At 61.2% G+C, this 14,013-nt stretch carries 11 protein-coding genes and 1 riboswitch; of the genes, 4 read left to right on the forward strand and 7 right to left on the reverse strand.

The window, feature by feature from the left end; genetic code table 11:
• Window positions 1-6: 6 nt before the first annotated feature.
• Entirely contained in the window at window positions 7-618 is a 612-nt protein-coding gene (locus KC8_RS02455) for a sugar transferase (RefSeq protein ID WP_010123717.1), read from the reverse strand.
• Window positions 619-885: 267 nt separating this feature from the next.
• On the reverse strand, window positions 886-1,641 hold the full coding sequence (locus KC8_RS02460) for a glycosyltransferase family 2 protein (RefSeq protein ID WP_083831174.1): 756 nt from the start codon (window positions 1,639-1,641) through the stop codon (window positions 886-888).
• Between the two features lie 181 nt (window positions 1,642-1,822).
• On the opposite strand from KC8_RS02460, the gene KC8_RS02465 reads away from it, so the two are divergent.
• The gene (locus tag KC8_RS02465; protein ID WP_010123713.1) at window positions 1,823-3,313 is read left to right on the forward strand and encodes a lipopolysaccharide biosynthesis protein; all 1,491 of its coding nucleotides are present in this window, start codon (window positions 1,823-1,825) and stop codon (window positions 3,311-3,313) included.
• Here KC8_RS02465 and KC8_RS02470 read toward each other — a convergent pair.
• The 5 genes from KC8_RS02470 to KC8_RS02490 form a co-directional block, all read right to left on the reverse strand.
• Window positions 3,310-4,578: a polysaccharide pyruvyl transferase family protein gene (locus KC8_RS02470; protein ID WP_010123711.1), complete on the reverse strand. Its 1,269-nt coding sequence runs from the start codon at window positions 4,576-4,578 to the stop codon at window positions 3,310-3,312. The genes KC8_RS02465 and KC8_RS02470 overlap by 4 nt on opposite strands.
• Before the next feature lie 19 nt (window positions 4,579-4,597).
• The gene (locus tag KC8_RS02475) at window positions 4,598-5,836 is read right to left on the reverse strand and encodes a glycosyltransferase (protein WP_010123710.1); all 1,239 of its coding nucleotides are present in this window, start codon (window positions 5,834-5,836) and stop codon (window positions 4,598-4,600) included.
• A 391-nt stretch (window positions 5,837-6,227) separates the two neighbouring features.
• Window positions 6,228-7,178 carry a homoserine O-succinyltransferase gene (locus KC8_RS02480; RefSeq protein WP_010123709.1) on the reverse strand — a complete coding sequence of 317 codons (951 nt, stop codon included), beginning with the start codon at window positions 7,176-7,178 and terminating at the stop codon, window positions 6,228-6,230.
• Window positions 7,179-7,222: 44 nt separating this feature from the next.
• Window positions 7,223-7,330: riboswitch (SAM-I-IV-variant riboswitch) on the reverse strand.
• A 105-nt stretch (window positions 7,331-7,435) separates the two neighbouring features.
• On the reverse strand, window positions 7,436-8,431 hold the full coding sequence (locus tag KC8_RS02485) for a DUF6607 family protein (RefSeq protein ID WP_010123708.1): 996 nt from the start codon (window positions 8,429-8,431) through the stop codon (window positions 7,436-7,438).
• 28 nt (window positions 8,432-8,459) lie between these two features.
• Window positions 8,460-10,730: a TonB-dependent hemoglobin/transferrin/lactoferrin family receptor gene (locus KC8_RS02490; RefSeq protein WP_010123707.1), complete on the reverse strand. Its 2,271-nt coding sequence runs from the start codon at window positions 10,728-10,730 to the stop codon at window positions 8,460-8,462.
• A 308-nt stretch (window positions 10,731-11,038) separates the two neighbouring features.
• Between KC8_RS02490 and KC8_RS02495 the strand changes: the two genes are divergently transcribed.
• From KC8_RS02495 to KC8_RS02505, 3 genes are all read left to right on the forward strand, one after another.
• Window positions 11,039-11,944 (forward strand): LysR family transcriptional regulator, encoded by a 906-nt coding sequence (locus KC8_RS02495; RefSeq protein WP_029624284.1) that lies wholly within the window; start codon window positions 11,039-11,041, stop codon window positions 11,942-11,944.
• A 102-nt stretch (window positions 11,945-12,046) separates the two neighbouring features.
• On the forward strand, window positions 12,047-12,523 hold the full coding sequence (locus KC8_RS02500) for a formate dehydrogenase subunit gamma (protein ID WP_138956599.1): 477 nt from the start codon (window positions 12,047-12,049) through the stop codon (window positions 12,521-12,523).
• Entirely contained in the window at window positions 12,520-14,013 is a 1,494-nt protein-coding gene (locus KC8_RS02505) for an NADH-ubiquinone oxidoreductase-F iron-sulfur binding region domain-containing protein (RefSeq protein ID WP_010123703.1), read from the forward strand. Before KC8_RS02500 ends, KC8_RS02505 begins: the two co-directional genes overlap by 4 nt.

A 14,013-nucleotide genomic window follows, 5' to 3' on the forward strand; every position in this document is an offset into this window, starting at 1 on the left:
TCCGGCTCAATAGCTGCCCCGGCTCAGCATCAGGGCTGGCACGGTACGCCCGATGATCGCGAGATCACCGAGTACGGTTTTCGATCGGCTGTAGACGGTGTCGATGGCAACGCGGCGGCGATAGCTGGTGTCGTTGCGGCCGCTCACTTGCCACAGGCCGGTTATTCCCGGGCGGACAAGGCAATAATGCCGGAAGTAGCGCCCGTACCGGGCCACCTCGCCCTGAACGATCGGACGCGGCCCGACAAGGCTCATATGCCCGGCGATCACGTTCAGCAGCTGCGGCAATTCATCCAGGCTGGATTTGCGCAGGAATGCGCCAAAAGGGGTGATGCGGGGGTCGCACCGCAGCTTTTGATCCCGCGTCCATTCGGCGGCGGCGGCTGGGTCCGTTTCCAGAAGATGGCGTAGCCGGGCGTCGGCATCGCGAACCATCGTGCGGATTTTCAGGCACGGAAAGCTGCGCCCGCCCAGGCCGATGCGCCTGTGAACGAAGATCGGATTTGCTCCGTCCTGCAGCCAGGTGGCGCAGCAAAGCAGCGCGAGCACTGGCAGGACGGCCAGCAAAACTGCGATCGCCACCATCATGTCCACCACGCGCCCAATCTTCAGCGACAAGTTACGATCCGTTCGTTTCAATACCATGGCGTCTTTATATCGAAACGAATCCGGAACGTTCCCGGCAAATGCAGAATTATCATCAGATATAGCCGGATCTGTCGCGTACATGGACTGTCCCTTTGATCAAAGTTGCAGCGCATCGCGAAGCAGATGTGCCGAACGATCCTTATCCACATTATTTTGATTGCAAATTCCGTGGTGCAGCACAGCAATATTGCGATGATTACTGTCTGTCCTGCGACGATTGGAAAAGGCTGTCGCGGATTATTTCCGTAACAGGGCCAATTCCTGTCGCGCCCGCACCTGCCACCGCTGCGCCAATGGAAGCGCCCGGAAATCCGTGGTTGCGCGTGCGCGCCGATACATGGCGCGATGGCCGTCCCGAACCTTTTTGTGATTATCCGAGATGCGCGCTGAGCTGTCGGTGTCCTGAAATGTCAGGACCTCGCCCACGCCTAGAATCGGCACCCGTTGTGCGATGCGAATAAAAAGCTCCCAATCCTGGCAGCTTGGCATAACGGGATCGAACAGGCCAACGGCATCCAATATCGATCGTGACATCATGATATTGGATGTAGGCCCGACGATGTTGTGAACGAGAATATCTTCCAGGCCGATGGTTTCCGGCGGCCGAAATGCCGGCAGATCGTTGCCGATCAGCGAATGCCCGCATGTCACGCAAAAATCCCTTATATTGCCGCTCGCATTCGCCCGCTCCAGTTGCAGTCGCAACTTGTCCTTTCGCCAATAATCGTCCGAATCGAGAAATGCGATCACATCACCCGATGACATGGTTATCCCGCGATTTCGACTATTTTGGGAGCCAATATTCTCGGAATTTCTATAATATGAAATATAATTTTTATAATGGCTTAGTATGATCTCTGTGTTATCGCTAGATCCATCATCAATTACGATAATCTCATATGGACTATATTCTTGATTTATGACGCTATCGATCGCGCGGGAAATATGTTTTCCACGATTATATGTTGGGATAATCACGGAAACCTTATTCATTGCGTATCCGTTTCAATAAATTCGTCGCCTATCAATAGAGCGCCATAAATTTTTGGATTAAACAATGCTTATGGGTGAGGGGTTGAGGTGGCACGATGCAAAAACGCTCTGAAACGAAGCGATTAAAACTTGGACTTTTGATGGAGCGCAATAGGATATCCTGACGGCGTCAAAGGATCGCATGCAGCAGGAAACCGGTTCTCTACGCCAGCTGGCATTGCATGGCACGCTGGCCACGGCTGCGGCTCAGGCGATCCGCGTCGCGCTGCAACTGCTCACCGTCATCCTCCTGTCGCGGTGGTTGAAGCCAGCCGATTTCGGGCTTGTCGCGATGGTGATGCCAGTCGTTGCGCTTGTTTCGCTGTTCCAGGATTTCGGCTTGCAGCAAGCGGTCATTCAACGGCGCGCGATCAGCGCGGCGGAACAGACACGCCTGTTTTACATCAACCTCGCGGCCGCATTGGCTGTCATTGTGGTGCTGCTGATCCTCAGCCCCTTGGTGGCCGCATTCTATCGACAACCGCAGGTGGCACTGCTGGCGGCGGCGTGGGCCGTGCCGATTGCGCTCGGTGCGCTCGCGGCCCAGCATTTGGCGTTGCTGAGTCGCGAAGGTCGATTTGGCACACTGTCTGCTATCGATGTGGCGGCTGCGGTCAGCGGTTTCCTGGTGTCGGCAGGCTCGGCCTTCATATGGCGTAGCTATTGGGCGATCTGGGCGGGTACGGCCGTGGCCGCGATCCTGACCGCGATTTTCGCATGGCGGTCTTCGGGCTGGCGGCCGGGCAGCATCCGAACCAAGGCTGAAACCGGCGATCTGCTGCGATTTGGCGCGAACGTCACGGGTTTCTCATTCCTGAATTATCTGTCGCGCAGCATGGACGCGGTGATGATCGCGCGCGCTTATGGCGCAACGGCCCTTGGCTTTTACGACCGCGCCTATCGCTTGTTGCTGTTCCCGATCCAGAACATCAATGCGCCGGTGACGAAAGTCATGGTGCCGCTGCTGAGCCGGATGAACGGCGATCCCGAACGCCTGCGCCGGGCGTTTGTCGAAACCGCCGGATTGCTGGGTCTGATCTGCATCCCGGGCATCGCCACCGTTGTGGTGGTGGCGGACGAGGTGATCCTGCTCCTGCTCGGTCCGCATTGGGCGGCAGTCGCGCCGATTTTCACCTGGCTGGGTATTGCCGGCCTGATGCAAACATTGAGCAATGCGACAGGCTGGCTGTTCATCGCGCAAAATCGCACGCGCGAACTGCTGCACTGGGGAATCTATTCCAGCATAACGACATTGCTGTCCTTTGCCGCCGGTTTGCCGTGGGGTGCCGTGGGCGTGGCGGCGGCCTATGCGATCAGCGGCTGGCTGGTGCGTTTGCCGGTATTATACTGGGTGGTGCACCGCATCGGCCCGGTGCGGATGCGCGATCTTTTGCTTTTGCAACTGCCGTTGACGGTGGCCGCAGGCCTGCTGGCCGGGGTGGTGCATGGCTTGCGCATGACGGGGTTGGAAGGGATCGGGCTGATCCTGTGCAGCGGGGTGCTGGCCTATGCGATCGCGCTGGCGACGCTGGCCAGCTACGCCGACGGGCGCGCGATCCTCAAGGCGGCATGGCGCCTGACGAGATCATTCCGTGGCGCGCGCGCATATGAGGAAGCCGAAATCCGCCTTTAGGACGGGTTGATCGTTACCTGGCGTATCAGGTCGCCAACCGCCATCGCCGCGCTATGGTTGGCCAGCACGGCGTCCATCAGCCGCGGGCGTAACACCGGCAGCATCTGAAGATAGTTATCGATCGCGGCGACCAGCGTGTCGCCCGTCATCGTGTCGATATCCTGCGTCCAGGTGGGAAAGCCCATACCTGCGAACAGTTCCTTCGTTTTGAATTCATAGGCGATCGGCACCACGGGCGTGCCGGAACACAGCGACAATATCGCCATATGCATGCGCGTCGCGACAACAAGGTCGAACCCGGCAAGCTGCTGCATCAGCGCTTTCGGAGTATGGAACGCGCTGTTTATCCGCACGTGCGGGCGAACATCGTCTGGCAGGGATGCCACGATTTCGGCCGCCGCGCGTGAATCGTCGATCCAGTATTCCGGCACCCCCTGGCATGTCGACAGGAAGGTGACATCGGCGCCTTTATCGCGCACGAGCCAGGTGGCGGCATCGCGGATCGCTTCGAAATAGCCATTCTGACCGCGGTCGCCATGAAAATGCGCCCAGTAGCGGACCGATATCGCGACATGCGGCGCCGAAGCGAGCGTCCGGTGCTTTGCGGTTTCGATCCGGGCCGGATCGGCCAGCGCGAATGCGGCATCTGGAACGATCCGTGCCTGCGGCAGTGGGATGCCCAGTTCCTTCAGATAGCCCAGCGATTTGGCGTCGCGCAGAAGGATGAGATCGATCTGCGGAAGGATGTGGCGCAGCCGCGCGCGATTGGTGGCCCCGGTAAACGGGCCGAGCGACTGGGTGAACATCACCACCGGCGCCTTGCTCTGGGCGGCGAGCGCAAGCTGGGCCAGCGACGATGTCATGTCATAATTTTCGACCAGATAGGTGCCGCCCGTGCTGACGATCAGGTCTGCCGCACCCAGCATATCCCGGTTACGCCTGCCGTCGCCTTCCAGCAGGAAGCGCCAGGCCGGATGGCGGCTCGCAAGCCAGCCGCGCCTGTTGCGCAGTCGGGGGAGGATGCCTGCCCGATCGGCCTTCGCCATCAGTTTTCGCAGCAGGCCGGGTTGTGATGTGGCTCCCAGAAATTGCTGGGCGATCCGCGCTTGCGGATAATATTTGCGGACCGCTATGGCCTGTTTGTCGATCAATTGTTCGGTAAATGGCCCAATCTGCGCGGCTGCGAGAACCGTACGGATGCCATCCAGAATGGCAGCATCGCCGGTGTTCAGTGCGACAATATTGTTGATCACGACCGTGCGCACTTGTTCCCCGCTATGCACGTCAGTGGGCCGGGCTGGAGGTTGCGCAAACGGAACGCACCAGATCGCGCATCAACTGGCCGTGGTCGAATTCATCCTCGACATGCGCACGCGCCGCAAAGGCCAGCGCCTTCCCGAGATAGGGATCCATGGCAAGGCGAAGGATATGCGTCGCAACCATCTGCGCATCGCCTTCGGGGGCCAGCAACCCGCTATATTCATGTTCGATCAATTCGGGGATCCCGCTGTGTATGGACGACACCACGGGGATGCCGAGGGCCATCGCTTCCATCAGGGCAACCGGAATCCCTTCCATGTCGCCGTTCGCCGCGACCATGGATGGAAGGAGAAAGATGTCCGCTTGCGCCAGCAGGGATAACACACGCGACGGAGGCAGAGGCCCAAGGAAGTTCACCCGATCGCCCAGGCCCAGATCGGCAACCTGCGCTTTCAGCGTGGCATCCAGCGGCCCATCCCCGATGATATCATAGCGCCAGTCCAGGTTTCCGGCCTGTGCACCCAGCGCGGCGAGAGCGGCAATCGAAACGGCATAACCCTTTTTTTCGACAAGCCTTCCGATGGAAATGACCCGCAGCGGCTGGCCTGCAGTTCGCGCCGGGGGCGTGAAACGAAGCGTTTTCGTGTCGACGCCCATGTGCAGCACCGCCGTGCGATCGGGCGGGCAGCCCAGCGCGTTCAGCCGATCGGTCCAGTGGCGGCTGACGGCGAGGAAGTGATCGCCGGCCGCAAAAAGCGGGGCATACACATCGTCACCTTTGTCGCGCAGATAGGATGACAGGTCATAGCCATGGAACATCGTCCACAGCTTGGGCGGGTGTTTTAGCGGAGCCAGCGCTTTGGCTGCGCGCAAGCCGTTGGGGCCGAAATGGCACAGAACGACATCGACATCCGCAAGCCGTTTGCGGTCCATGCGGTGGCCCAGCAAGGGCATCAGCAGCGCGCGCAGTTTCCTGCCGATGGGATTGCGCGGCAGCAGGCGCACCAGCGGATGATCGTCGATGAAGCTTGAACGATCGAGCAGGTCGTTGGCGATTTCGTTCGTTATCCGCTGCCTGGCGCGACGATCCGCGACGATGCGAACATCCAGCCCCGATTGCAGCAATGCGACGATCTGATCGATGACGAAGGTTTCCGACAATAAGGGAAATTCGTCCACCACCACCGCGACCCGAACAGGAACGGTCTGGGCAAACCCGGCAGGCTGGCTCTTCGGGGAGAAAACTTCATGGCGACCTGGCATCTTGCGTCATGGCTATGGAACGTGATCTGCGCTGGCAAGTCACGGCACCGCGACGGTGGCGGGGCAGGCTGAACGATTTGAAGCTGCCAATACTTCAAATTTTCCCATGTAATATCAATTGATTGTTGAAAATTTGTCGGCATCGAAATCGGGCGGCATCCGCATCCGGGCTATCGTTCCGATGCGGTGCCTTGTGCGTTCAACGCGGTGAGGCCCGCCCTCAACCCGGACCTGATCCCGCCGCAACCAGCGGACGCCGCGAGCTTTCATAAATTCAAAAGCTTGCCGCAACGTCCGCCATCGTGTTGCCCGATGTCCATCACGCACAACCAGAAATGGTTGCACGGCGCCCCCCGGGGATGGCCGGGGGAGGGGCGCCATGCAGCCGGTATCAGGGCTTCACGGCACCACTTCGTTCGCGACGGTCGAGGCCGATCCGGTCGCTGTCAAACGGCGTGGTCTGGTACATTTCATTGATCCAGTTGCCGAACAGCAGGTGCGCGTGGCTGCGCCAGCGATTTTCCGGCGGGCGGACCGGATTGTCGTCGGGAAAATAGTGGCTTGGCACAGGCGTGTTTTGCCGGGTTGCGGCGTCACGATGATATTCGTCGGCCAGCGTGGTGGAATCATATTCGATATGGTTGAACATGTGCAGTGCATCGGTCTTGCCGTCGTGAAGCAGGCACAGCCCCGTCACATCGCTTTCGAGCAGCGGGGTGACGCCGCTATCTGCCGGGATATCGCAGGCCCGCACTTCGGACCAGCGTGACACGGGCACGGCAACATCGTCCGAAAACCCCCGCAGCCATGGCGATGTTGGTGCGAGGTTGCGATGTGAAAAGACGCCGAACGCCTTTTCCGGAAGCGCATATTTGGGCATGCCGTGAAAATGGTGAACCGCTGCCTGCGCCGCCCAGCATATATTGAACGAGCGATGGACGTTGGTCTGCGTCCAATCGAAAATGCGGCGCAGTTCATCCCAGTAGGTGACGTCTTCGAACGGGAGATGTTCCACCGGCGCGCCGGTGATGATGAAGCCGTCGAACCGGCGGGCGCGGATATCGTCCCACGGCCGATAGAAGGACGCCATGTGATCGGCGGATGTGTTGCGCGCGACATGACCACCGATCCGTACCAGCGAAAGTTCAACCTGAAGCGGCGAAGCGCCGATCAGGCGTGCGATCTGCGTTTCGGTGCTGATCTTGTTCGGCATCAGGTTGAGCAGGCCGATCTGGAGCGGCCGGATATCCTGGCGCACGGCATCGCTTTCGCGCATGGCGACCACGCCTTCGGCTTCCAGCGTGCTGCGGGCGGGAAGATCGTCGGGAATCTTGATCGGCATTGACGGCTCGGGCCTTCCAATTCTGGTTGGAAGCGACGCCGTGGCATGATCCGTTTAATTGCCGGTTCGGCCACATCCTCCCGTGAAGGGAGTGCCACCTTGCCCGGAAGGCAGGTTGGCGTTGGGCGTCGCCCCAACTCTTGATGTTCCACCGGCATTACGCAGCATTGGGTTAAATATCAAGTCAGGTGGAGCGGGGTAGGCGGCGAGCCGCCAAAGGGCTGTCCCTTAAGCGCCTCGCTCGCCGCCTGACCGCCTCAGTTGGTGACCTGGGCGATGATGGCCCGTGCCTTGGCGATCGCCTGCCCGTTGGTGAGCTTTCCGGTGCGGATCTCATCCGCGAAGGTCATCAGCCGCTCACCGGATGCGGAACCGGTTTCGGCGACTTCGGCGACGTTGACGCCCTTGCCCTTGGCGATGGCATCGTCCCATGCCGTGCGGACGGCTGCCCAATAATCCTTGGTGGCGGCCCAATAATCGTCTGCCGCCTTGACGTCATAATCGCCCGCCTTGACGTAAGTGTTGAGCACCGATTCCTGCACGAAAGCCACCAGTTTGCCGCCGGCTGTGCCGTTTTCCGGCCCCATCTTGATGTTGTCCTGCCAGTGGATCCAGCCGTCCGGTGACGGCGAATGACGGTTGATCGCCTGGTAGCGATCATAGGGCGGATTGCGGACGGCATCGCGCCGCGCCAGCGGCCGCCATGTCCAGTTGCTCCGCCAGCGACGAACACCGCCTTCATCGGTCCACTGGCCCCACCCGCCGTAGCGCGGGGAATCGTCGGTTTGCCACACGGTTTGCGACCACCGGCCCTTGCGCATCCGTTCGGGCACATCTTCCAGCGTCCATTTGCCGTCGCCCGCATAGACCAGCACCGACGCCGGCTCGTACGTCCAGTCCTGCCGCCAATGTTTGATGACGATCGATTTGCCCGCATCATCCTTCACGACAAGCAGGTGCTGGAGCACGATGCGGCCCGGCTTGTCCTCGATCACACGGACGCTTTCATGTCCCCCCGACGTCTTCGGTGCGATCGGCGTATAATCGGCCCGCCAGGGGGTCGTTTCGCGGAAATCGAACGTGACCTTGTAATCCCCCGCCATCGCAAGGATCGAGGCGCGGTCGGCGGCGAGGGCGGCCTGTTCATCCGCCGTCGCGCGTGCGGCAACGGGGCCATCGGCGAAAGCGGGCGTTACGGGCGCGGCCACAAGGAATGTGGCGGCGAGAAGCATGTCGCGCAGAAGTGGTTTCATCGTCTGGTTGATCCTCAATCTCGGTACATCAGAAGCGGGCGGTGATCGAGACGCGCATATTGCGGCCCGGCTGGGTGTAGGCGTCGGTCACGGCCAGGTTGGCCGGTGTCGCGGCAAGCCCGCGGACGTCGCTCCACCAGGCGTATCGCGTGTCGAAAATGTTGAAGACACCAGCACGCAAGGTGATGGCCTTGTTCAACTGGACGAATGCGGTGGCGTCGAGAATGGTGAAGCCATCGGGTCGGTAGCAGGATGGCGTGCACAGCCCTTCGGCGCGGCTCGCTTCCTTGCCGGCCGAATGCGTCATCGTCAGTTGCCCGCCGAACCGCCCCTGGCGATCGCGATAACCGACCCCGGCGACAAGCTTGAGCGGGTCGATGCTGAGCAACGGCGATTTCACTCCGCTATCATCGGTGACTTCGCCGGTGGCATAGGCGATCGCCAGGGTGCCGGTGAAGCCGGCGCGCGTGCGGCCTTCGAGCTTGCCTTCGACACCTTTGATCCGCGCGCGGGCAAGGTTGACGAACTGGTAGATCAGCGGATCGGCAACCGTGCCCGTGCCGCCCACCTGCTCCTGGCTGATGAAATTGCGATAGCGGCCCCAGAAAGCGGTGACGCTGGCGTCGACCGCAGGGCTGCCATAGCGCAGGCCGCCTTCGATGGTCTTGCTTGTTTCGGGGCGCAGATTGGGATTGGGGATCGATTTATAGGCGAAGAATGGCGAGGTCGGGTTTTCGAAGAACTGGTTGACCTGGCTGGGCAGGGGCGCCTTGAAACCATGGGCATAGTTGGCGAACAGGCTGGCCCCGCCGCCCAGCTTGCCGACGACGCCCAGTTTTGGCGAAAGGCGCGAGCCGTCCTGTTTGGCTGCGAGGAAATTCGGCAGCAGCGGATCAGCCTGCGGATCGAGATCATAATAGTCGAAGCGGATGGCCGGGAAGATCGTGATCGCGCCGTCCGCGAATGCGATTTCATCGGCGAGATAGGCGCCCGCCAGCAGATAATCCGTGACAGGGAAGGCCCGCGCCGGGAATGTATCCGGCGCGGTCGGCACGGTGCCATCGCGCAGCCCTTTTTGCCGGGTGATCGACAGGTCGGCGCCATATACCAGCCGATGCGCGGCGGGGCCGGTGGCAAAATCGCTGCGGGCTTCCGCATTCACCCCGAAAACCTTGTTTTCAAAGGTGTTGAGGCGTGTGCGATCGGCCGCGACATTGCGATCTTCGGCGGTGAACTGGCGGTTCTCACTATCCTGATACCAAGCCGCGATCTGGGCGGAGCCGATGGCGCCGGTTCCCTGATAGCGCCAGTCGAGCGACACGCGGGTTCGCCTGGTTTTGTCCTGCGCGGTCAATCCGATTACCGACGTCGGTGCCGATGGGATCGCCGCGATGCCGCTGAGCACGTTGGTGTCCACCTTTTCATCGACATGGTCGATGGTCAGGCGGACGCGATGGGCGTCGCTGGGCGACCAGACGATCTTGCCGAGCACCGCGTTCGACGCACTATCTTGCGGGTTGGGCTTGGTTCGCGTGGCATTGGCGGCGTCGTTGGTGCCCATATTGTCCAGTTCATGCCCGTCGCGCCGCGTGTAGGCGACAAGCGCGGACCACGCGCCGGATTTGCCGGCAAGGATCGCGGTTTCGGAAAACTGATTGTCCGATGAATCATAAGATGCGCCGGCCTGCGCCGCAAAGCTGCGGCCGCCGGCCAGCAGGTCTGATGGATCGCTGGTGGTGAAGCTGACGGCGCCGGCAAGCCCGTCGCTGCCGTAAAGGGCAGATGCTGGCCCGCGCAGGATTTCCACCGATTTGACTAGGCTGAGGTCGACATAATCGCCGCGTCCGGCAGCCTGCGCCCCGAAGCTGAAATCGTCGGGTACGCGGATGCCATCCACCTGGATCAGCACGCGATTGCCTTCGAGGCCGCGAATGTTGAAACCGGCATTGCCGTCACGCCCGGTCGATCCCTGTGCCGCACCGAAACGGGTGGGCGCGCGCCGCACGCTGACACCAGGTTCGTAACGCACCAGATCCTTGACGTCAGTCACCAGTTCGTCCGCGATCCGGCGGTTATCGATCACGCTGACGGTGGCCGGCACATCGAAGATCGAACTGGGAATGCGTGTTGCCGTCACCGTGATTGTGCCCCGGGCATCGGCATAGACCAGTGGATCGCCATCCTGTGCGGATGCGGGGGTAGCCGCAGCGAAGGGCGACAGGGCCGCCAACGCGATCCACGCCGACGATCGCAACCATGCCGTGCGGCCGTGGCCGCCATTCGTGATTATGGCCTTCATATGCTGCCCACCCATTTTATCGCTAATGACATCGATTCGCATTAGCGATGCTGGCTAGTTACTCATGCCTTGCGGGTCAAGGCGGGAAATCGGCAACCGGCCGGAACCGGGCACGCACCTTGCGAACGATCGAACGTTCTCGATTTCCGTGTTTTTTGGGGCACCAGCACGCGCGATGACGAGCCTGCCTTGGCAGGCCGCATCAGGAATGCGAATGTCCGCCACCCTATCGATCAAGGCTGGCGCGCGACGATGACACTCTGTTTCAACCTGTGGTCCGGCCGATCGCCAATCGCGGCGTCTGCCTGATGCAGATCCGCCTTCTTCAATATTTCGTGACGCTGGCGAGCGAGAAACATTTTGCGCGTGCGGCGCAGATTTGCGGCGTGACCCAGCCGACCCTGTCGTCGGGGATCGCCGCGCTTGAGGAACAACTGGGCAAGCGGCTGGTGGTGCGCGAGCATCGCTTCATGGGCTTGACGCTGGAAGGCGAGGCGGTGCTGCCATGGGCGCAGCAACTTGTTGCCGACTATACCGGCCTGCAAAAGGCCGCCGAAATGGCGCGTGGCCCATTAAGGGGAGAATTGAGGCTGGGCGCGATCCCTGCGTCCCTGCCGGTAACGGGTCATCTGGCAAAGGCGATATGCGACAAGCATCCCGAACTTGCCATTGCCGTGCATTCGTTGACATCGCGCGAAATCGAACGGGGGCTGGCCGCATTCGAACTGGATGCCGCCGTCACCTATCTCGATCATGAACCGCCCGCCAACGTGATCAGCGTGCCGCTTTATACCGAACAATATATGTATATCGGCCGCGCGATCGGCAGGGGCGAGCGGGGCTGCCCCATTAGCTGGGCGCAGGCTGTGGCCGGGCCGCTTTGCCTGCTCCATCGCGGCATGCAGAACCGCCGTATCCTCGACGCGCATCTCGCCGCGCGCGGCCTGACGCCACAGCCGAAGGCGACATCGGATTCCTATGTGGCCCTGTTCGCCATGGTGCAGTCAGGTGGCTTCGCAACGATCATTCCCGATACATATGCAGCCCTGGTGTCCGATCTTGATTGGGCCGAGGTCCGTCCGTTTGCCGATCCGTTCCCGCCTAGCCGTATTGGGCTGGTCATGCTCGATCGAAGCCCCGTCGGCCCGTTGGCGAAGGAATTGTTGTCGATCGGGCAGGCGCTGGCATTGCCGTCACCTTTTGCGCGCCCTTGATAGATGATATCTATCGGTATTGGGGATAGTTGATTTGACGGCGCCCTGATCGTGGGGCCAGTGGGCGGCAATGATGTCGAAGGAGAGTTCGGCTTGCCCACGATTGCCCAGTCCGATCACGGTGATGCCGAAGCGACGGTAAGGCAGATTGCGTCCGCCCATGCCGGCGTACGGGGCGCGCTTCTGCCTCTGTTGCATGCGATACAGGATGCGCTAGGCTACATACCGGCGGCGGCAGTGCCGATCATCGCCGAAACGCTGAACCTCAGCCGTGCGGAGGTCCACGGCGTGGTGAGCTTTTACCATGATTTCCAGGCGGAACCGGCGGGCACGCATGTGGTGAAGCTGTGCCGTGCGGAGGCGTGTCAGGCGCGCGGCGGCGCTGCGATCGAGGCGGCTGCGGCTGAACTGCTGGGCATCGCGATTGGCGAAACCAGCGCGGATCGCCGGGTGACATTGGAAGCCGTCTATTGCCTTGGCCTGTGCGCCACTGGCCCGAATGCGCTGGTTGACGGCAATCCCGTTTCGCGGATCGACCGGACACGGCTCGATCAGATCGTGGCAAAGGTGCTGGCATGACGCGTGTCTATATTTCGGCGGACATGGCGTCGGTGGCGCTTGGTGCGGACGATGTGGCAGCGGCCTTTACCGCTGCGGGTTGCGATGTGGTGCGCACCGGCAGCCGTGGCCTGTTTTCCATCGAACCCTTGGTTGAAGTGGCCACACCGGATGGCCGGATCGGCTATGGCCCAGTCGCGGCCACGGACGTTTCGGCGGTTCTGAACGGTTGTCACCCAAACCGCATCGGTGATGTTGCCGCCTTGCCGTTTTTCGCCAGGCAGCAGCGTTTCAGCTTTGCCAATTGCGGTGTGATCGCGCCGCTGGACCTTGATGAATATGCCGCCCGTGGTGGGTGGGCCGGGTTGAAGCGCGCGCGCGCGCTGGCGCCCGTCGCCGTGATCGCCGAAGTGAAGGCATCGGGATTGCGGGGGCGCGGGGGCGCGGGGTTTCCCACCGGGATCAAGTGGCAAACGGTGCACGATACGATCGCGGACGAAAAGTTCATCGTCTGCAATGCCGATGAAGGTGACAGCGGCACCTTTGCCGATCGGATGCTGATGGAAGGGGATCCCTTCACCCTGATCGAAGGCATGGCCATTGCAGCCCACGCCGTTGGCGCCGGTCATGGCTATATTTATATCAGGTCGGAATATCCCTTTTCAATCAATATGGTGAACAGCGCGATAGAGAAAGCGTGCGAGGTGATTGCCCCCTTCGTATTGGAAGTGCGGGCAGGGGCGGGTGCCTATGTCTGTGGCGAGGAAACCGCGCTTCTGGAATCGATCGAGGGCAAACGCGGGCAGGTGCGCGCCAAGCCGCCATTGCCCGCGATCTCCGGCCTGTTCGGCAAGCCGACGGTGATCAACAATGTACTGAGTTTTGCGGCGGTTCCCTTCATCATGGCGAAAGGCGCGCAAACCTACGCCGCAATCGGCGTCGGGCGATCGCGCGGGACGATGCCGATCCAGTTGGCGGGCAATGTTCGCAACGGCGGGCTGTTCGAAATCGGTTTCGGCATCACGCTTGGTGAACTGGTCAACGAAATTGGCGGCGGCACCGCTTCGGGCCGTCCGGTGCGCGCGGTTCAGGTGGGCGGCCCGCTCGGCGCCTATTTCCCTCCGTCGATGTTTGATCTGCCGTTTGATTATGAAGCGTTCACCGCCGCTGGCGGATTGATCGGGCATGCCGGGATCACGGTGTTCGATGACAGTGTGCACATGGCGGCGATGGCGCGGTTCGCGATGGAGTTTTGCGCCGTCGAAAGCTGCGGCAAATGCACGCCCTGCCGGATCGGATCGACGCGTGGGGCAGAACTGGTCGACCATATTGCAGCAGGTGAACGGCCGCTGGAAAATGTCGCAATCCTGCGCGACCTTTGTGACGTCATGAAGCATGGGTCGCTGTGCGCGCTGGGCGGCTTCACGCCCTTTCCGGTCTTGAGCGCGCTTGATCATTTTCCCGAAGATTTTGGCCTGGCCCCTGCGGCTGGGGCTGCGGCGGCGGAGTAG

The organism is Sphingomonas sp. KC8, assembly GCF_002151445.1.
Taxonomy (GTDB): Bacteria; Pseudomonadota; Alphaproteobacteria; order Sphingomonadales; family Sphingomonadaceae; genus Sphingomonas_E.